This window comes from Cytophagaceae bacterium (assembly GCA_016722655.1).
Classification (GTDB): domain Bacteria; phylum Bacteroidota; class Bacteroidia; order Cytophagales; family Spirosomataceae; genus Leadbetterella.
The window spans coordinates 87,560-107,634 of the sequence record JADKIR010000004.1 but is presented as its reverse complement, the minus strand read 5'-3'; the positions used below and the strand labels follow the sequence as shown (position 1 = coordinate 107,634).

Here is a 20,075-nt window from a genome sequence, read left to right as displayed (position 1 = left end):
CAGTCATATGAGTTTTTGTATTATTCTCTTGTTTCTGTCAGCATATTTCTTTCACTTTTTTTAATTTTTAAAGGATTGGCTGATCCCTTTGGGGAGCTACAGATCTTCGGCGGAACACTTTCCCTTCTACTGTTTCCATTATTATTCAAAATTTTATTCACATTTCTTTTTAAACAAATTGATGATGATAAATCTTAACGCTAAAACCAGAATTAACCCTGATGAGGTATTATGGCTGGAAGGGTACGTCAATTATTCAAAGGTTTATCTGGTTGATCAAAGTACCGTTTTTGTTGCAGTAACTCTCAAAAAGGTGATGGAAAAGTTGGACGAAAACCAGTTTCTCAGAATTCACCGCTCGCAGGTAATTAACCTTCAATACCTGCATAATTTTGAGGTTACTGCGGAGGGTGTATTAATCAATGATGCCTTTCTGCCCATTTCCCGCCGCCGGAGGATTTTGGTGAGGGAGAGATTGGGGAAATGAGGGTAAGTTTTTTCCGTAAAATAAATAAGACTGGCATTTCTGCCAGTCTTATTTGTAGCCCCAGAGGGAATCGAACCCCCACCAGAGGTACCGGAAACCGCCGTTCTATCCATTAAACTATGGAGCCTTCGAAATTTTTCGAATTGCAAATTTAATTTTTTTTCTCCCGCTTTTTAAACCTTTCCCAAAAAATACTATCCAAATACCAAAATTAATTCTTAAAACAATTTTCAATTTAAACCAGTTAAGTCATGAAAACTAATTTAAAAACTCTTTTCGCCATCACTATTTTTTGTTTGTTAGGAGCAATTACTTTCGCTCAAAATCCACATGCCAGAAGGCTGGCCAAAGACAAGCGTGAAGATCGCAGAGACCATCGCGAAGATGTGAGAGATCGCAAAGAAGACAAAATGGACCGCTTGGAAGACAAACGTGATCGTGCCGAAGACAGACGCGACAAAGCCGAGGACATCAGAGATAAAAGAGAAGATGCCTGGGATGCCAAACACAATGGCGGTCGGAAAGATAAACTCGAAGACATAAGAGATGCCAAAGAGGATATCAGAGACAAAAATGAGGATAAACGAGACCACAAAGAGGATGTTTTGGACAGAAAAGAAAATCGCAGAGACCGCAAGGAAGACGTAAAAGATAGAAAAGAAGACAGGAAAGATAGTAGAAGAGGAACTTACTGAAAAGTATCCAAAACTAAGGAAATGTCAGATTGAGCAATTCGATCTGACATTTTTTTTAAGAATAAAACAAGTTTTTAAGTTCGCTTGCTTCCTGGGGATTCAACCGCCCCGCCAAAACCAACCTCAATTGCCTGCGTCTCAGGGCGTGGTCAAAAAGCTCTTTTTCTCTTTCAGTTTCGGGAATGGCCTCGGCGATTTCGATGGGTCTGCCACTTTGGTCCACCGCCACAAATGTCAGGAACGCCTGATTGGTTTTGGTTTTTGTTCCGGCAGGTATATTTTCAGAATAAACTTCCACTATCGCTTCCATTGAAGTATTAAAAGCCCTGGTGATTTTTGCCTCAAGTGTAATCACATTTCCAAGCGGAATAGGATTTTCAAATGATACATTATCAACCGATGCGGTCACTACAATACGATTGGAATGTTTTTGTGCAGCAATAGCAGCGGCAACATCCATCATTCGCATCAGGTTACCGCCATACAGATTTCCAAGTGTATTGGTATCGTTGGGCATCACCATTTCGGTCATTATGGTTGTCGATTCTTTTACAAATTTTGCAGCAGGCATCTTTCTTTTTTTGTACAAAGGTAGAAAAAGCCCATTTCAATTGACCAATATTTTAAAAAATACTCCAATTATGTTTGGTTTATTAAAAAAATAATCATTTACTTTGTATCAAAAAGTACTTTTAATGAAAAAAATATTTTCTCTTTCTTCACAAACTATCTCTGCATTGATGTTGATCGTCCTATGTTTGATCATGTGGGTGTTCAGAATTAAACTTACCGGAGAGACGAAAGGCTTTTTTCTTGCCTGGAACTTGTTTTTAGCTTTTTTGCCACTTGGATTTATTTTGCTTGCCAGAAAAATCCACCGAATTTTTGGTTTTGCCGATTTTGCTGCCAAATTTTCGATTTACTTTTTCATGTTGCTCTGGCTTTTATTTTTCCCCAATTCCCCCTACATTATTACTGACCTTATTCATTTGGGGCATCTACCTAAAGAGTTGCTCTGGTTTGACTCTTTGGGAATATATTTAACTGCAACGACTGGTTTGGTGGTCGGTTTGTATTCTGTTGATATATTCAGAGTACTTTCAAAAAAACTTTTCGGAAAAACCACCTCTGTTATACTCACGCTGATGTCACTTTTTTTAAGTGCATTTGGGGTTTATCTGGGTAGATACATCAGATTAAATAGTTGGGATCTTTTTACAAACCCTTTGGAACTTTTAAAGGTTGTTTCAGGTCAACTTTTTGAACCTCTTGCCATCAAGATGACCGTAGTGTTCGGATTAATGTTGGTGGGAGTTTACTTTTCTTTCAATCAATTTTTGAATAATTATGCAAATCAGGAAAATGATCCGAAGCTTTAAATTTGCTTTTCAGGGTTTGAAAATGCTTTTTTTAAAAGAAAATAATGCAAAATTTCACCTTCTGGCGGCTATTTTGGTAATTATTACCGGACTGTATTTCAAAGTTTCTGCTAATGAGTGGATTTTCCTTATTTTTGCAATAGGATTGGTATTTGGTTCCGAAGCTTTTAACACAGCTATCGAAAAACTTTGTGATAAAATTTCGCCCCAAAAAGATCCGGTGATCGGACACATAAAAGATTTAGCTGCTGCCGGGGTATTATTTTTTGCTATTTCTGCAGCTATGGTAGGTTTGATTATCTTTTTACCCAAAATTTTAGAACGCTTATGAACGAGCATCTTGATAATCTTCGTGAAATCCGAAATCTAATGGAGAGGTCTTCAAAATTCCTTTCCCTGAGTGGCCTTTCCGGTGTTTTTGCGGGTTTAGTGGCTTTGATTGGAGCTGGCAGAGTATATTTTAAAAAGGTTGAGCTCACCTCAAGCTACAATGTTACAGGTATATTTTCAGCAAAAAATATGGCCGAACCCGGTGAATTTAAAACTTTTTTAATCCAAACAGCCATAATTACCTTTCTGGCAGCATTGTTTTTTGGTATTTATTTTACAGTAAGAAAAGCTTCAAAAAATGGCGATAAGCTATGGAATCCATTGTCAAAAAAATTGGTTGCAAGCTTAGTGATTCCACTATTTGCAGGTGCAGTTTTTGCTATTGTGCTTATTCAGCAGCTCAATTATACCCTGGCCGCGTCTTCCACATTGGTTTTTTATGGTTTGGCATTGCTTGGTGCTTCGCATTTTACGGTCAGAGATGTTTATTTCCTGGGTTTATTTGAAGTTATTTTAGGAATATTGAGCATAGCTTTTGTGGGTTATTCTTTACTTTTCTGGGCTTTGGGCTTCGGAGTTCTGCATATCGTTTATGGTTTGTTGATGTACCTAAAATATGACAAATGATACTGGAGCGATTTAATAAAACCTTTGAGAGTAAAGCCCGCCTGGGCATTATGTCGGTATTGATGGTTAACGACAGTGTTAATTTCAATGCCCTCAAAGATTTGCTGCAGTTGACCGACGGTAACCTGGCCACACACTTGAAATCACTAGAAGACGCAGGATATATTTCTGTAACCAAAGAATTTATCGGGCGAAAACCCAACACACTTTATGCGGCTACAATAGATGGCAAAAAGGCTTTTGAAGATCATCTTAATGTTTTGGAACAGCTCATAAAAGGCTCCTGAGATTTTATTTCTATTTTACCGAAATTCAAAAATTAGAATTCGTAAATTTGCCTCACAATATTGATTCTATTTCATGTCAGATCGTTACATGCAGCGGGGCGTTTCGGCCTCAAAAGAAGATGTTCATAAGGCTATAGAAAAGCTGGATAAAGGATTGTATCCAAAGGCTTTTTGCAAAATTTCTCCCGATATTCTGGGAGGCGATGATTCCTATTGTAATATCATGCATGCCGATGGGGCAGGTACTAAAACCTCTCTGGCGTATTTGTATTGGAAAGAAACCGGCGATGTTTCAGTTTGGAAAGGCATCGCTCAGGACAGCATCATCATGAACACCGACGACCTGCTTTGTGTGGGTGCTACCGGCCCTATTTTGATGTCTTCGTCGATTGACCGAAACAAAAACAAGATTCCCGGTGAGGTGATTGCCGAAATCATCAATGGCAGTGAGGAAGTTTTGGAGATGCTCCGTAAAAATGGCGTTGAAATCTACAGCACTGGTGGTGAGACCGCCGATGTGGGTGATTTGGTAAAAACCATTACGGTAAATACCACCGTGATTGCCCGTATGAAACGTGCTGAGGTGATTGATAACGCCAACATCAAACCCGGTAACGTGATCGTGGGTCTTGCCTCATACGGAAAAGCTACTTACGAAACCGAATACAACGGAGGCATGGGAAGCAATGGGCTGACTTCTGCCCGGCACGATGTTTTGGATAATATTTATTCAGAAAAATACCCTGAAAGTTTTGATCAGGATATACATAGCTCACTGGTTTATAGCGGCTCCAAACTTTTGACCGACAAAATAAAAATTGAAGATGACCTCGTGGTCAATGTGGGCAAACTCATATTGTCACCCACTCGCACTTATGCCCCGGTGGTTAAGGCTCTTTTGGAAAAACTAAAAGGTAAAATCGACGGCATGGTACATTGTAGCGGAGGTGCCCAGACCAAAGTGCTGCATTTTGTTGAAAATGTACATGTTATCAAAGATAATTTATTCCCGATTCCGCCACTTTTCAAATTGATACAGGAGCAATCGGGTACTTCGTGGGCCGAAATGTACAAGGTATTTAACATGGGTCACCGGCTGGAAGTGTATCTTTCTCCTGAAGATGCCCAAGCCGTAATAGAAATCTCCGAAAGTTTCGGAATCCCGGCTCAGATTGTGGGTAGGGTAGAGGCTTCAGATTCCAAAAGACTCACGATAACGAGTGAATTTGGGGTTTTTGAGTATTGAGAAAGCTTGAAAGCTTTGCCTTTTTTTTATTGCAAAATATTTCTGCAAAAATTTTATTGCAAAAAGTATTTCATTTTTCCCATGACACCAAAGCACAGTAAATCCTAAAATTCTGGCTAATTTTAAACTTTCAACCTTTAAAAATGAGAGTTTTAAGATTTGTCATTCTGTTATTTTTATTTAGCAATAAGCTCTTTGCACAAAATACTGCCAAACCCTGGGCTTACTGGTGGTGGCCGGGAAGTGCTGTCAATAAGCCTGACCTGCGGGCCAATCTCCAGAAATATGCCGAGGCAGGTTTTGGAGGCCTGCATATTATTCCGATTTATGGCGTAAGAGGAGAAGAGGGGAATTTTATCAATTTCCTGAGCCCCAAATGGCTCGAAATGGTAGATTTTACTGTAAGAGAAGCCGAGAAACTTGGTTTGGGAATCGACATGACCCTGGGGACAGGCTGGCCTTTTGGTGGGCCTGATGTAAATCACAAAAATGCAGCCAAAACATTCGAGCTTGTTTATGATGCTGATAATCAACCTTCTTTAAAATCAAAAAATACCAAACAGCAGGTAAAACGTGCCGCTCCGGGCGGGGAAGGATTGGTACTTGATCATTTTGATAAAGAAAATGTGGTGCAATATCTGTCAAAATTTGACAGTGTATTTTCGAAAAATCATATTGGAATCCGGGCATTTTATAATGACTCGTATGAAGTTTATGGGGCAGACTGGACTGAGCATTTTTTTGAAAAATTTATAAATAGAAGAGGTTATAGCCTTGAGCCATATCTCAGTATTTTTGAAAACAAAAAAGAGTATTCTGAGGCTGAAAAACAAATTTATTCTGATTATCAACTTACTATTTCAGAACTTCTTTTAGAAGAATTCACAAATCCGTTCAATGATTTTGCAAAAAAACATGGTAAAATCACCCGAAATGAATCCCACGGTTCGCCCGGAAATGTGCTGGACTTGTACGCAGTAAATAATATCCCCGAAACCGAATTTTTTGGATCAAAACCATTTGATATTCCCCTTTTCCGTCAGGATTCCGAATATAGGGAAAGTCAGTTTGGCCAACCCAACAAATGGGTACTAAAGTTGGCTTCGTCACCGGCTAATATTTATCAGAAAAAACTTATCAGTTCCGAGACAGCCACCTGGTTGGGTAATCATTTCAAAGTGAGCCTCTCACAGATAAAACCCATTATCGATGAGTCATTTTTGGGAGGTGTCAACCATATTTTTTATCACGGAGCACCATATTCGCCGATGGCTGAACCATGGCCGGGTTGGCTGTTTTACGCCTCTACCAACTTTAATTTCAATTCGCATTTCTGGAATGAGTTGCCTTTGCTCAATAAATACATCGAAAATTGTCAGTTTTTGTTACAAAATAGCAAGCATGACAACGAAATTTTGGTGTATTTCCCAGTTCAGGATATTTGGCATAAACCCAAAAAGGGCGTTTATACCATGGATGTGCATAATATTGAAAAGAACGGAATTTTTAATGAGAAATACCGAAGTCTTTTATCTCAATTAGAAATATCGGGATACGCTTTTGATTTTGTTTCTGATAAACAAATATTGGCTTTATCAGAGGGGAAACTTGGTGAATTTGGATACAAAGCCATTGTGATTCCTGAAATAGAATACTTGCCACTTGAAACGCTTTTATCCTTAAAAATTCTTCAAAAAAATGGCATTAAAGTTTTATTTGAGAAAAGGTTGCCTCAAAAAACTACCGGTTTCCTGAATTTTGAAGTAAATCAAAAAAGATTTTCAATAGAAAAAATGTCTTTCACTAGTTCAAGAACCGATAATATCATTAGAGCTTTAAATACTTTTAATCTAAAAAAGGAAATTATGCCTCAGCTGGGTCTTGAATATTTACGAAAAAAACTTCCTTCAGGCACAATCTATTTTGTTGCTAATCAAGGAAAAAAATTTTCAGAAGGCGATTTAATTTTTGATACAAAATATAAAAATGCTCTTATTCTGGTTCCGGCAAAAGGGAAAAATTTCGAATCGATACCATTTTCCAATAAAACACTTAGATTAAAGCTGCTGTCAGGTCAAAGTTGTTTTATTTTTCTGACCAATGAAGTTAGGCCTGCGATTCAAAATTACGAGTTGAATAATTTTATAAATAAAATACAACTTTCTAATAACTGGCAATTTAAATTTTCCGAAGGTTGGCCTTCGATTTCCCAAGAATTCAACATGGATTCCTTGAAATCCTGGACTCAGATTCCAGATTCTATGGCACAATATTTTGATGGATATGGCGAATATTCCAATAATTTTTCTGTACCGGCTCATTATATTGGTCAAAAAGCAATGATTGAACTGGGTGATGTGCGTGAAACTGCAGAAGTCTGGATCAATGGACAAAATCTTGGGACCATCTGGTGCTTACCTTTTGTTTTAGATATTCCAACTGGCATTTTGAAAAAAGAAAACGATATCAAAATCAAAGTCAGAAATCTATCCGCCAATCATATAAGGTACCTCGACCAACAAAAAGTACCCTGGAAGAAATTTTATGATATTAACATGGTGGATATTCAATATAAGCCTTTTGATGCATCGGGCTGGGATCCCGTTCCCTCTGGTTTACTTGGTCCGGTTTCAATCAAATATTAAACAAAAAAGCCCCAATTCGGGGCTTTTTAAGAATATTATTTCTAAAAGATTACAAACCTAATCCGGCGTAAAGTTTCACTTCATCTACACTTATCACCTGGTCACACATGATCACCAAACGCTCCACCACGTTACGTAGTTCACGCACGTTTCCGGTCCATGGCAGATTTTTCATGTATTCCATGGCTTCCGGTGAGAATGATTTCATCTGGTCACCGTATTCATCAGCTACATCGCTCAAAAACTTCTCAGCCAACAGTGGAATGTCATCTTTTCTTTCTGCCAATGGTGGCACATATATCGGAATTACGTTCAATCTGTGGTATAAGTCTTCCCGGAAGTTACCCTCCGCGATTTCTTTTTTCAAATCTTTGTTTGTAGCAGCAATGATACGTACGTTGATTTTTATTTCTTTTTCACCACCAACACGTGTTATTTTACTTTCCTGAAGGGCACGAAGCACTTTTGCCTGAGCAGAAAGACTCATGTCGCCAATTTCATCAAGGAAAAGCGTACCATTGTCGGCTTGTTCAAACTTCCCGATGCGTTGCTTTATGGCAGAGGTAAAAGCACCTTTTTCATGTCCAAAAAGCTCACTTTCAATCAGTTCTGAAGGTATAGCAGCACAGTTTACTTCAATCAGCGGTCTTTTCAAACGATTGCTTTTTTCGTGTATCTGCTTGGCAACCATCTCCTTACCTGATCCGTTAGGTCCGGTTACAAGAATCCTGGCCTCAGTGGGAGCCACTCTATCGATGGTCTCTTTTACTTTATTGATCAAAGGCGAGTCGCCCACAATCTCATTTAACTTATAAACACGCTTTTTGAGCGTTTTTATTACTTCTATGTCGTTTGATTTCTCGATGGCATTTCGCACCGTTACCAGTAATCCAGAATATAAGCCCCGCCCATTAACTTAGTAAGCTAACGGGGAAGCACTTATCAACCAATTCCTTAAATTTGAATACTCATTGCAAGGCCGATTTTAAAACTGTTGCTCCCGATTACTATCGGGAAGCACGAGTGCAATCCTGGTTGGAGTGTGTGTCATAACTTAAGTGGCGGTCACGCCCAAAGCGTGAACCCCGTTCAGAATATTTTTATTCCTAAAGAGCACTCTCAATGAGTATTTTATTAATTAAAATCTCAAATTTTATGGATCAAAAAGTTGAATCACTTTCCATGGAAATTGTTAATCCTTATGCGGCAGGGATTGACATAGGTAGTAGAAGTCATTGGGTTTCAATTGGGCAAAAGAGAAAGACATCCGTGAGTTTGGTGTCTTTAATGAAGACCTAAAAGCTATAGCCCACTGGCTAGCTGAGAACAAAATTTCCACAGTGGCTATGGAAAGTACAGGCACTTATTGGCAAGCACTTTATGCTGTTCTTTTGGCTCATGGTTTTCAGGTAATCCTTTGCAATGGTAAGTTTACAAAAAACATCAAAGGTCGTAAAACTGACATTCAAGATTGTGCCTGGATTCAAAAACTACATTCAATTGGCCTATTATCTGGTAGTTTTCTGCCTGATGAAGCTACTGAGCAATTAAGGACCTACTGCCGTCACAGAGCAAATCTTTTGGATATGGCCGCCAGTACTCAGAAAAGATGCAAAAATATCTGAGATTGTTAAACTTAAGGCTTGACGTAGTGGTAAATGACATTTGCGGCCTTACTGGATTGGCAATTATTGAGGCTATTTGCAAAGGCGAAACAAAACCTGAAAAACTGGCCGAACTCAGACACGGAAACTGTAGAAAATCAGAAGCCGAGATAGCTAAAGCTTTAGAAACCAATGGGAGAATGGATTATTTATTTGCCCTACAACAAGAGCTTGATATGTATAAAATCATTCAAACAAAAATAACAGCTTGCGATACAGAAATAGAAAAAATGCTGAGTAAGATAATAGATCAAGACGACAATAAAAGGCAACATTATATTGATAAAAAATCGCATAAAAGAATCAATAAAAACACACCAAAAAATATAGATTTAAACATCGTCGGTTACCAATATTTTGAAGGAGTGGACCTGATGGAAATCGAAGGTTTTTCTCATGGAACAATCCTGCATTTAATCAGCGAAGTGGGTTTAGAGGGCATAAAAAGTTTCAAACCGCCAAACAGTTTGCCAGCTGGCTACGGCTAGCTCCAAACAATAAAAAACTGGTGGCAAAATAATTTCGAGCAAAGTACCAAAAGGAAGTAATCGCTTAAAAATTGCTCTAAGAAATGCCGCCAATGCCATAGGGAATCTGAAAGACTCCACTCCACTAAGAGATTTCTTCCAAAGAATAAACTTCAAAAGGGAAGAGTGTCAGCTATTAGTGCAACTGCTCGAAAATTGGCAGTAATAGTTTGGAATATGGTAACAAAAGGAACCAGATATATTAACCCCGAAGGTTATTTATTCTTAGATCAAAAAAGAAAACTTGGCTTGGTCAAAAGAATCCAAAAACAAATTGATAAATTTGGACTGACTAATGAGGAAATACAATTGGCAACTAATTGATTATCAGTGTGAATAAAAAACGTTAGTCAGAACCTGTTAAGATCAGGTGGCTTGGTGATAAAATCAAACGCTCCTCTTTTGGTAGCTTCTACGGCATTTTCAACATTACCAAAAGCTGAAACCATAACAAATTGAGTGATAACGCCTTCTTCTTTAGCTTTGAGTAGCACATCCAGGCCGTCCATTTTGGGCATTTTGATATCACAAAGTGCCACATCATATAGGCTGTTCATTACCATATCAAGGCCTTCTTGCCCGTCTTTGGCTTCGTCTACATCATAGCCTTCATACTCCAAAATGTCTCTAAGGGCATCCCGGATAGTTTTCTCATCGTCTATTACTAATATTTTGGCCATTCTTTACGAGTAGAAAAGTTCGTTTCCTAGAGTTTATTTTAAATATTCTGCAATTTACCCAAAAACTTTCAATATGGTGATTAATAAAAATAAAAAAGTGTTTAGTAATTGCTAATTTCTAAGCCAAATTATTAGGGTTGTTAATAATAACAGTTTATTAAGCTATTATTTTTCAATAGGTTGTGAATGGTTTAATCTAACAGGCATTGGAATATAAAACAAGTTCGAATCCAAAGGGTAAGCAAAATTCAATTTTTTTATCGAAAGATTTTTTATGAAAAAATGCAAAAGATTTATCAATGAAAACCATTTGGCATGGAAATTGACAATCTACTACTAACAGGATTTTTAGTTAAGACTTTCCAAAAATTGAACGCTTTCCCATAAAGAGGCTCCTATCGTTTTATGAAATTTTTTAATTATTTTTATAAAATTTAAAATGCTTATATACAGGCATTTGTATCTTATTTTTGCTGCTTATTCTTCTTGATATTCCCTCCAGGATACTCAAACGGTACGGTTTTTGTGTATTTCAAAGCAATACGTTATTGAGTGTATTTATAAAAATTAAGAAAGTGAAATTTTCAAAGCTATTAATATTGGCCGTAGTCGTTTTTTCCTCATTGAATTATTCATGTAAGAAAAAAGACGCAACACCCATCAGCAATTCCAAGTGTCCCTTGATGTCGGTGGATGGACCCAAAGGAAATATCAGAAATTACGAGTGGTTAGGAAATAAATTGATTAGGGTTTTTAGTCGTGATTCAATTCCAACAATTGTGATTTTCAAATATAATTCAAAAAATCTGGCTGAATCAATGGAAATAACCACCGAAAATTCAACAGAAAAGTATTTGGTAAAATTTGAATATGGAGCTAACAATATTATTACAAAAAGCAATGTGTCAATCAACGGTTTCAAATTTATGACCAACGAATTCTCATACAATGAAAATAACCGACTTGGGGCTGTAGTAACTACCGTTGAAATGTTTGGTAAAAAAGTTTCCGGAAAAACTAGATTGGAATATATTAACAACAATGTGTCAAAAGTATTCTCTTCAATCGATAATGACATGGAGCAGCTTGCATTTGTTGGAGAAAAATTCGATAACAAAAAACAATTCCTTCCTGAAGTTTATAAAACTGCTGCCTTAGGATTTGTCGGAATAGCCAACAATTTCTTCTCTTATTTCGGTGAGAATAATATGATTATCGGAAAAGTTTATGACGAAAAAGGAAAAATAAGCGAGCAAATAAATATTGATTATCTATATGATAGCAATGGGTTGCCAACCCAATCGGAGACAGTGTCAACGAGAAATGGCAAAAAAGCGACCGAAACACTTAGTTATGTGTTTGGTTGTAAATAGCCTTGGCTTAAGTGCAATTAACTAATAATCCTAGTGGTATCAAGAAATCCCCGACTTTCGGGGATTTTCTTTTTTTATGTCTGTAATTATTTCTTCCTCTAATTCGTTTTATTCAAAATATCATTTTGGATGCTATGGGCATGGTTTTTGTTTTTTAAACTACCAGACACAAAATATAAGTTTTTGACTCATTAATATTAGCCTAAAAGCGTTATTTCAATAAATTATTACAAAATGGATTTTGTAAATGACATAAAGAATTCTGTATCCTCAGCTGCCATCGAAAACTTTTCTCAGTTTTTCGGAGAAAAATCTTCTGATGTTAACTCAGGTTTACAGCTCAGTCTCAAGGCATTTATGGCCGGTTTGCTTAAGTTTTCGGCTACCGACCAGGATGTGAAAGGAATTCTTGGTATCCTTAATGACGGAGGGCATACCGGAGAGATTTTCAAAAACCTTGAAAACTTCTCTTCTAATAATGAAAAAACTCAATTGTTAATCACAATTGGAAATAATATCGTAAATCATTTTTTGAAAAACTCTGCCAATGATGTGGTGGAAAAGATTTCGAAAATTGCCGAAGTTAGAAAAACCAGTGCTTCTTCTCTTTTGAGTCTGGCTGCTCCATTGGTTCTTGGTTATATCGGGAAAAAAGTAAAAGATAATAGCCTGGATGTTTCGGGTTTAAAAAAATGGTTTTCAGATATTTCAGATTCTGTTTATCAGTCCCTTCCACCTGCAATCAGTAATATTTTTCCGGTAAAAAAAGCATCAGTTAAAACAAATTATGCTACTCAACCAATTGTTGAAAAAGTAACACCAGTAAGAGAAAGCAGAAGCATTGAAAAACCCATTAAGAAAAAATCTAGTATCAATTGGGGCATAATCATACCATGGTTGATTTTAGGGATTGTAGGTCTGTTTGCTTTGGGTTATTGGTTCAAAAACCGGATTAATCAAAAAGAAAATGCTGGTATTTCTCCGGTATTCAAAGAAAAAGAAGTTGAATTGAAGCCAGAAGATTTTTTGCCTGATTCTACAGTAGCAAATTTACCTCCTGAAGTAAATAAAGTTGAGCCCATTGACAATAAAGAAAAAAATGCAATGCCTGCAGAGCCTAAGCCTGCAGTTGTGGTTCCTCAAAAACCGGAAGCTAAAAATGCAGTCAATGCGGCTAATCTAGAGAAAAATAATACTGTGCCTACTGTTGTTAAAAAGAAGGAAACTGTTATCGCACCGGTAAAAAATGAGATAAATGATTCTCCAAAGCCACAAGCGGCATTTTCAGTGCCTTCAGGATATAATAGTCTAGCGGCCAATACTTTCGGAAATGGTAGTGCAGAGGTGAAAAATTCATCGGATATAAAGAAAATTGCATCGCAATTGGCAAATTCCAATAAATCAATTCAGATCACCTCTCTCACAGGGGGCAATTCAACTTTAAGTGAAGACAGGGCGTATGCCTTCCGTGAAGCTTTGATTGAGCTTGGTGTTGATGAAAGTCAGATCATAATAAAAGGTAAAAGCAAAGGTTCAAATTCTACAGGAATTGCTTTTAAAATAAATAATTGATGGGTTTTTATCCTAAATTTGTTTTTTTTAAAAAATCAGATGCCGGAAAAATTAAACCTGGAAACCATTCTTGTGAACGGGATTCCGATTGAAATTGAATCAGAACCTGTAGTTTCTCCCCTTGTTTTAAGTACCACCTTTGAACGCGGCTCAGATGGTAATTTTGTTGCAGGTGGTGATATATACTCGCGAGCTTCAAATCCAAATAGAAGACAACTGGAAAAAAAACTGGCAGCCATAGAGCATGCCAGGCAAGCTTTGGCATTTTCATCGGGACAGGCTGCTACTTATGCGGTTTTTCAAGCCCTTCCTGCGGGTTCGCATGTGATAATTCCCGATGATATATATTACGGTACCCGCTCAGCCCTTAAATTACTCGGCACCAATACAAGTATTACTTATTCTGAGATAAATATGTCTGATATTGAAGGAGTTAATTCTTCAATATTGCCCGAAACAAGATTGATTTGGGTGGAGTCTCCATCTAATCCCAAACTCAAAATCACTGATATTAATGCTATCTTAAAACTTGCACAAAAACATGAAAATGTAATTGTTGCCTGTGACAACACCTGGGCAACTTCATATTTTACCCAACCTCTTGATTTAGGATGCGACCTGGTAATGCATTCTACGACCAAATATTTTGGTGGACATTCTGATATATTAGGTGGTGCATTGATGTGGAAAGAAGAAAAAAACGAAGTGTTTTTCGCAAGAATTAAAGATTATCAAATAACTGGCGGCTGCGTGCCTTCACCTTTTGATTGCTGGTTGCTTAATCGTAGTCTGGCTACATTTCACCTAAGAATGCCACGACACGCGGAAAATGCAATGAAATTGGCTGAATATCTGGAAAAACACCCAAAAATTTCGCAGGTATATTATCCGGGATTAAAGTCAAATGATGGACATGAAGTGGCGAAAAATCAGATGCAAAATGGTTTTGGAGGGATGCTTTCAATTTTGATTGAAGGAGACGAAGAAAACTGCAAAGCCGTAGCTGCGAGACTTAAAGTATTTAAAAATGCCACAAGCCTGGGTGGAGTAGAAAGTCTGGTCGATCATCGCCGAACATATGAGGGGAAAGACTCTGTTTTGCCCGAAAATCTTCTCAGGGTATCAGTAGGAATAGAAAATTTACAGGATTTAATTGCAGATTTTAAACAAGCACTTGGCTGATTTTTAAGTAAAAAATATTATTTTTGTCTTCCGCTTTTTTCGAATAATCAATAATTTGATTTCAAATATTCAGTTTTCTAAAAATTTTGGAAAACCGGACAATTTTTAATTTGATTTTTGTCAAATCCGTAGAAAAGGGTTTTATTTCAAAACTTAAATATTCAAAATGAAAAAAATACTCATTCTTGTTTTTATTCCCTTCTTTTCTTTTTCACAAGAATTAAAAACTAAATTTAATTGGCACAATCTTGACCTCAAAGAAGATGGAATACGTGGAATGAGTACCGAAAAGGCTTACAGAGAATTACTTAAAGATCGAAAATCTAAAACTGTAATTGTAGCGGTAATTGATTCGGGAATTGATATTGAACACGAAGATTTGAAAAATAATATATGGGTTAATCCCGGTGAAATCGCAGGCAATGGAATTGATGATGATAAAAATGGATTTGTAGATGATATAAATGGATGGGATTTCATCGGAGCCAAAGATGGTCGCGATATCAATCAGGAACAACTTGAAAGCGTGAGGATTTTGATAAAACTTCAGAATTATTTTGGAGAAAATCCAAAAAAGAAATTTATCAAAAAAAACAAAGCTGATTATGAATTATTGCAAAGCTTGAAAAGGAAAATTGAAGATGAAAAAAATGAAGCCCAGCAATATTTGCCTTTATATCAGGGTATGCTCGACAGGGTAACAAAAGCGGAAGAAGTTTTGAAAAAAATCACAGGGAAAGAAGATCTGACCAAAGAGGATGTTTTAAAAATTAATGAAGCTGAAGTTGAAAGGTCAGTAAGAGCGGCAAAGCAAGCCTGGTTAAATATGCTTGCAATGGGTGCCACTAAAGCCGATTTGGTGGATGGTGTAAATCACTTCAAAGAGCAACTGGAATACAACCTGAATACAGACTTTAATCCCAGAGAAATAATAGGAGATAACACCTCAGAGTTGGGTTTTGGGTCATACGGAAACAATGAAGTTATGGGGCCAGATGCCATGCACGGTACACATGTGGCTGGAATTATTGCCGCTGACCGTACCAACGAAAAAGGGGTAAAAGGGGTGGCTGATAACGTAAAAATAATGGTGATAAGGTGCGTACCCAATGGCGACGAGCGGGATAAAGATGTAGCCAACGCAATCAAATATGCTGTAGATAATGGGGCACAGGTAATCAATATGAGTTTTGGAAAGGCATATTCTCCGGATAAAAAATGGGTGGATGATGCTGCAAAATATGCAGAATCAAAAGGAGTATTACTTGTGTCGGCAGCTGGAAATGAAAATGAAAATGTGGATGTCGACAAACATTTCCCCAACAGAATAATGCTCAATGGCTCTGAAATTAAAAATTGGATTGTTGTAGGTGCCTCTAATTTTGTTGAAGGAGCCGATTTACCTGCTGATTTTAGTAACTTTGGAAAAAAGGGCGTAGATGTGTTTTCGCCGGGGGTAGCTATTTACTCAACAGTTCCGGGTTCTAAATACGAAGAAAAACAAGGCACTAGTATGGCTTCACCCGCTGTTACCGGTCTTTCGGCACTCTTAAAGTCCTACTTCCCTAGCTTAGATGCTGCTCAAATCAAATCTATTATTCTTAATTCAGTAGAAAAAATTAGTGGTACTGAGGTAAATATACCAGGGGGCAAAGAGAAAGCTACATTTTCTGAATTATGTAATACGGGCGGAATCGTGAATACCTTTAATGCTGTAAAAATGGCAATTGAAATAAGCGGAAAACAGTAATCCTGCATTTGCTTTATTCCAATCAAATATTTGGGTATTTTTGCGTTTGAAAAAATCTTTTCGAATGAACATAATACTTTTCGATAATCCTGTTTTCAGAGAAAAACTTAAGCCTTTGACTTTAACAAGGCCCGTGGGTAATCTTAGGGTAGGAATCCATACAATTAATAAAAAATGGGAGGCGTATTTGCCCAATGCCAACGTTTCATATTTAACGGAGGCTTATCTTGATCATAAATATGTAGCAGATTTCCATGAAACTAATATTTATATTGATGCTTCATATTTGCCTGATGAAGCCTTGGTTGGAATTATAGAAAAAGTATCAATAAACGAAGGTTTATATTATCAAAATTCTCTGATTGCCTTTAAAACAAGCCTTAAACTTAATTTTGGTTTTGAATATCTGCCCGAAAAATGTGCCGAATACAAAGATAATATAGATGTAATTAATAGTTTACCATCTCTTTTCCTTAATAATGCCCATCAAATCAAGCTCGATTTTGAGAAAATTGTGAAAGGCAGGAAATCAGCAGAAATTACCGATCCTTTTACTGCGGTGTATAATACCGAAAATATATTTATTGAAGAAGGAGTATCAATTAAAGCCGCAATACTTAATGCTGAAAACGGACCAATTTATATTGGGAAAAACAGTATTATTCAGGAAGGTAGTTTATTGATTGGGCCGGTAGCAATAGGTGAGAACTCCATGGTTGCTTTTGGGGCAAAAATAAGACCTAATACCACCTTGGGGCCTGTATGTAGAGTAGGAGGGGAGGTTGGAAATAGTATTTTTCATGCTTTTACAAACAAAGCCCACGACGGATTTTTAGGAAATTCCTATATCGGGGAGTGGTGCAATCTGGGAGCCAATACCAACAATTCCAATCTGAAAAATGATTATAAATCAGTAAAACTGTATGACTATTCAGTTGATGACCTGGTGGATTCAGGAGAAATTTTCTGCGGTACATTTATGGGTGATTATTCCAAAGCTGGTATAAGCACTATGTTTAATACCGGCACTGTAGTTGGAGTGTCAGTAAATGTTTATGGTGCAGGTTTTCAGGAGAAATTTATTGATTCTTTTACCTGGGGAGGGAAAACAGAAGGGTATGTGAAGTATCGGTTCGAAAAAGCCCTGGAGGTAATCAATGACACCATGTCACGTAGGAATCTTCATTTAACAGACGAAGACGAAAGGATTTTAAAGCACATTTCCAATCATAATAAACTTTGAGTCGATGAGGTTTTCTCAGATACCCGGATTAAAAGAAACCAAAGAACAGCTCATCAATGCCGTAAATACCAATCATGTAGCACATGCCTTGCTGTTTGACGGTGCCTCTGGAAGTGCAGCCTTGCCTATGGCCCTGGCATTTTCGGCATATGTCAATTGTAAGAACCCTTCAGCTGAGGATTCATGCGGAGAATGTGCATCATGCAAAAAAATAGATAAAATTGCTCATCCGGATTTCATTTTTGCATACCCTACTGCAGGGGGCAAAAAAGTACTTTCTGAAAATTTCATTAAGCAATGGCGGGAATTTGTTGAAGAAAACCCTTTTGCTGGTTTGTCTGACTGGTTGGAATATATTGAAATCAAACAAGGAAACATTCCGGTTGAAGAATCAAGACAAATCATTCAAAATCTCAGCCTCAAGTCTTATGAAGGGGGGTATAAAATAGTACTTATTTGGATAGTGGAAGCCATGGGGCAGTCAGCTGCAAACGCTCTGCTCAAAATTTTGGAAGAACCACCGGAGAAAACCTTGTTTCTGCTGGTTACCAATGATTCCAACCGGCTACTAACTACCATTATTTCGCGTACTCAGCGTATTGCAATCAGGAATCTACATGAAACCGAAATGATAGATTTTCTCACTCAATCGAGAGGATTAAGTCATGAAAGAGCCGCACAAGTGGCATTTCTTTCTGAAGGAAATATTAATAAAGCATTTGAAATATTAAGTCAGAAAGATCAAAATGAAAAAGATTGGTTTGCCAATTGGATGCGATATTGTTATGCTTTCGATTTGACAAAATTAATTCCACTGGCCGATGAATTTGACGCATTGACCAAAGAAAGTCAGAAAAGTTTGCTTGATTATGGTTTAAAAATAATCAGGGAAATTTACTTGGAATGTGTTGGTGCTCAGAGCCTTATCAAGCTTGAAGGGGAGGAGTTGGTATTTGTCCGGAAATTTTCGAGAGTCTTTAAATTTGAAAATTTGGATAAGATCACCCAAGCTATTTCTGAATCACAGATGTTGATTGAACGGAACGTCAGAGCAAAAATCATGTTTCTTGACTTATCACTCTCAATATCAAGATTGATAAAATAAAAAAAAGCCTCCGGGATTTCTCCGGGAGGCAATATTTCAAACAAAATCTTTTCAGTTCTTATTTTTTAGGTGCCGGTGCAGCAGTAGCCGGAGCAGCAGTTTTTGGATCTTCAGGGGCAGCTACACCCAATTTTTTAAATACAAGAGTTGTAATATTTTCAGACTCAGGTGCAACCAAAATCACTGGCGTAGTTCCATATCCGGCATCAGAATTCAATACATAAGTGTATCCATTTTCTTTGGCCACGGCATCAATTGCAGTTTGGATTTTTTCCATAACCGGTGCAATTAATTCTTGTTGCTTACGAGAAAGAGCTGCTTCTGCATTTTGTTGCAATTCCTGAAGCTCATTTTGCTTGTTTTGAAGCGTTTTTTCTTTATCAGCTCTGATTACCGCAGACATTGTAGCTGCATTTTTTTGATAATCGTCCAATAATTTTTGAGCATCAGCAAGTTTTTCCTGATAGAGTTTGTCATACTGAGCTTTTTCAGTCGACAACTTGGTCGAAATTTCTTTCGAATCAGGCATGTTCTGCAATATATATTCGATATTGGTATATCCTAATTTAAAAGTTTGGGCATTGATACTTAAACTTCCTAACAAAGCTAAAGCAATTACAAACAGTTTGATTTTCATTTTTGTATTGTTAAAAAAATTAATTGGTTTACTTTTTCAAATTTAACCCCATGTCTTCGATAATGAAATCGGTATAATCATGACGGGGGTCGGCATAAAACATGGTCAAATCTGACGCTTTGTCAAAGATAAAACTTAGTTTATACTTTTTGGCAATTTTTTCAGACGATTTATAAATATCTTCCAAAATTGGCTTTAAAATTTCTTTTTTCTTTTGAAATAACTGACCATTTATTCCGAAAACGTTGTTGTTAAGAACTTTAAGCTCATCTTCTTTCTTATCAATTATTTCAAGTCTTTCTTTCTTCATATCAGGAGTAAGTAATATTTCTTCCTGCTGATATTTTTGTTTCATTTTTTCAAGTTCCTCGTTTTTTGACTGAATATCTTTGGTCCACTTTTCAGTCAATTGATTGAGGCTTTCTGACGCTTTTTTGTATTCAGGCATTTTGTTCATGATATATTCGGTGTCGATATATCCAAATTTCTGGGCCTGAGTCCCCAAGCTGAGCAAAACCAAAAATAGAAAAAATACCTTGTTTCTCATTTCTGTTTTCTTTCTAAATATTTGTTTTTTATTTAATGGTTTTTACTTGAACTATAGACGAGCCAAACTCTAAAAAGTTGTGGACAGGCTATACAATTA

Annotated in this window: 17 protein-coding genes, 1 tRNA gene and 3 pseudogenes; 15 read left to right on the top strand and 6 right to left on the bottom strand. The window is 37.0% G+C overall.

What is annotated here, in order from left to right:
- Positions 1–181: 181 nt before the first annotated feature.
- Positions 182–487: a LytTR family transcriptional regulator gene (locus IPP61_01085; protein MBL0323772.1), complete on the top strand. Its 306-nt coding sequence runs from the start codon at positions 182–184 to the stop codon at positions 485–487.
- Between the two features lie 55 nt (positions 488–542).
- Here IPP61_01085 and IPP61_01080 read toward each other — a convergent pair.
- A tRNA-Arg gene (locus IPP61_01080) sits at positions 543–614 on the bottom strand.
- Positions 615–738: 124 nt separating this feature from the next.
- On the opposite strand from IPP61_01080, the gene IPP61_01075 reads away from it, so the two are divergent.
- The gene (locus tag IPP61_01075; GenBank protein MBL0323771.1) at positions 739–1,182 is read left to right on the top strand and encodes a hypothetical protein; all 444 of its coding nucleotides are present in this window, start codon (positions 739–741) and stop codon (positions 1,180–1,182) included.
- A 55-nt stretch (positions 1,183–1,237) separates the two neighbouring features.
- Here the strand turns inward: IPP61_01075 and IPP61_01070 are convergent, their stop codons facing one another.
- Complete coding sequence (locus tag IPP61_01070; GenBank protein MBL0323770.1) at positions 1,238–1,753, bottom strand: acyl-CoA thioesterase; 516 nt, start codon at positions 1,751–1,753, stop codon at positions 1,238–1,240.
- A gap of 124 nt (positions 1,754–1,877) precedes the next feature.
- Between IPP61_01070 and IPP61_01065 the strand changes: the two genes are divergently transcribed.
- The 6 genes from IPP61_01065 to IPP61_01040 all read left to right on the top strand — a co-directional run bounded on the left by IPP61_01065 (position 1,878) and on the right by IPP61_01040 (position 7,696).
- Positions 1,878–2,561, top strand: coding sequence for a DUF1361 domain-containing protein (locus IPP61_01065; GenBank protein ID MBL0323769.1), 684 nt, complete (start codon positions 1,878–1,880; stop codon positions 2,559–2,561).
- A complete protein-coding gene (locus tag IPP61_01060; protein ID MBL0323768.1) occupies positions 2,530–2,892 on the top strand; it encodes a diacylglycerol kinase family protein in 363 nt (120 codons plus the stop codon). The genes IPP61_01065 and IPP61_01060 overlap by 32 nt, the downstream gene beginning before the upstream one ends.
- Positions 2,889–3,518, top strand: a complete 630-nt coding sequence (locus tag IPP61_01055) for a hypothetical protein (GenBank protein ID MBL0323767.1) — start codon at positions 2,889–2,891, stop codon at positions 3,516–3,518. The genes IPP61_01060 and IPP61_01055 overlap by 4 nt, the downstream gene beginning before the upstream one ends.
- Positions 3,515–3,805 carry a transcriptional regulator gene (locus tag IPP61_01050; GenBank protein MBL0323766.1) on the top strand — a complete coding sequence of 97 codons (291 nt, stop codon included), beginning with the start codon at positions 3,515–3,517 and terminating at the stop codon, positions 3,803–3,805. The genes IPP61_01055 and IPP61_01050 overlap by 4 nt, the downstream gene beginning before the upstream one ends.
- 73 nt (positions 3,806–3,878) lie before the next feature.
- Positions 3,879–5,051, top strand: a complete 1,173-nt coding sequence (locus tag IPP61_01045) for a phosphoribosylformylglycinamidine cyclo-ligase (protein MBL0323765.1) — start codon at positions 3,879–3,881, stop codon at positions 5,049–5,051.
- Positions 5,052–5,194: 143 nt separating this feature from the next.
- Positions 5,195–7,696 (top strand): glycoside hydrolase, encoded by a 2,502-nt coding sequence (locus IPP61_01040; GenBank protein MBL0323764.1) that lies wholly within the window; start codon positions 5,195–5,197, stop codon positions 7,694–7,696.
- A 49-nt stretch (positions 7,697–7,745) separates the two neighbouring features.
- Here the strand turns inward: IPP61_01040 and IPP61_01035 are convergent.
- Positions 7,746–8,591 (bottom strand): annotated as a pseudogene (locus IPP61_01035) (sigma-54-dependent Fis family transcriptional regulator).
- Between the two features lie 260 nt (positions 8,592–8,851).
- On the opposite strand from IPP61_01035, the pseudogene IPP61_01030 reads away from it, so the two are divergent.
- Positions 8,852–10,211: pseudogene (locus IPP61_01030) on the top strand (IS110 family transposase).
- Positions 10,212–10,243: 32 nt separating this feature from the next.
- Here IPP61_01030 and IPP61_01025 read toward each other — a convergent pair.
- Positions 10,244–10,567, bottom strand: a pseudogene (locus IPP61_01025) (response regulator).
- 575 nt (positions 10,568–11,142) lie between these two features.
- Here IPP61_01025 and IPP61_01020 point away from each other — a divergent pair.
- The 6 genes from IPP61_01020 (at position 11,143) to holB (ending at position 18,792) form a co-directional block, all read left to right on the top strand.
- Positions 11,143–11,940, top strand: coding sequence for a hypothetical protein (locus IPP61_01020; protein MBL0323763.1), 798 nt, complete (start codon positions 11,143–11,145; stop codon positions 11,938–11,940).
- A gap of 234 nt (positions 11,941–12,174) precedes the next feature.
- Positions 12,175–13,512 carry a DUF937 domain-containing protein gene (locus IPP61_01015; GenBank protein ID MBL0323762.1) on the top strand — a complete coding sequence of 446 codons (1,338 nt, stop codon included), beginning with the start codon at positions 12,175–12,177 and terminating at the stop codon, positions 13,510–13,512.
- 39 nt (positions 13,513–13,551) lie between these two features.
- Positions 13,552–14,694 carry an aminotransferase class I/II-fold pyridoxal phosphate-dependent enzyme gene (locus tag IPP61_01010; GenBank protein MBL0323761.1) on the top strand — a complete coding sequence of 381 codons (1,143 nt, stop codon included), beginning with the start codon at positions 13,552–13,554 and terminating at the stop codon, positions 14,692–14,694.
- A 166-nt stretch (positions 14,695–14,860) separates the two neighbouring features.
- A complete protein-coding gene (locus IPP61_01005) occupies positions 14,861–16,444 on the top strand; it encodes a S8 family peptidase (protein MBL0323760.1) in 1,584 nt (527 codons plus the stop codon).
- A gap of 64 nt (positions 16,445–16,508) precedes the next feature.
- Complete coding sequence (locus IPP61_01000; protein MBL0323759.1) at positions 16,509–17,687, top strand: glucose-1-phosphate thymidylyltransferase; 1,179 nt, start codon at positions 16,509–16,511, stop codon at positions 17,685–17,687.
- A 4-nt stretch (positions 17,688–17,691) separates the two neighbouring features.
- Complete coding sequence (holB, locus tag IPP61_00995) at positions 17,692–18,792, top strand: DNA polymerase III subunit delta' (GenBank protein MBL0323758.1); 1,101 nt, start codon at positions 17,692–17,694, stop codon at positions 18,790–18,792.
- Positions 18,793–18,850: 58 nt separating this feature from the next.
- Here the strand turns inward: holB and IPP61_00990 are convergent, their stop codons facing one another.
- Entirely contained in the window at positions 18,851–19,429 is a 579-nt protein-coding gene (locus IPP61_00990; GenBank protein MBL0323757.1) for an OmpH family outer membrane protein, read from the bottom strand.
- Between the two features lie 28 nt (positions 19,430–19,457).
- Complete coding sequence (locus IPP61_00985) at positions 19,458–19,976, bottom strand: OmpH family outer membrane protein (GenBank protein ID MBL0323756.1); 519 nt, start codon at positions 19,974–19,976, stop codon at positions 19,458–19,460.
- Positions 19,977–20,075: the final 99 nt, after the last annotated feature.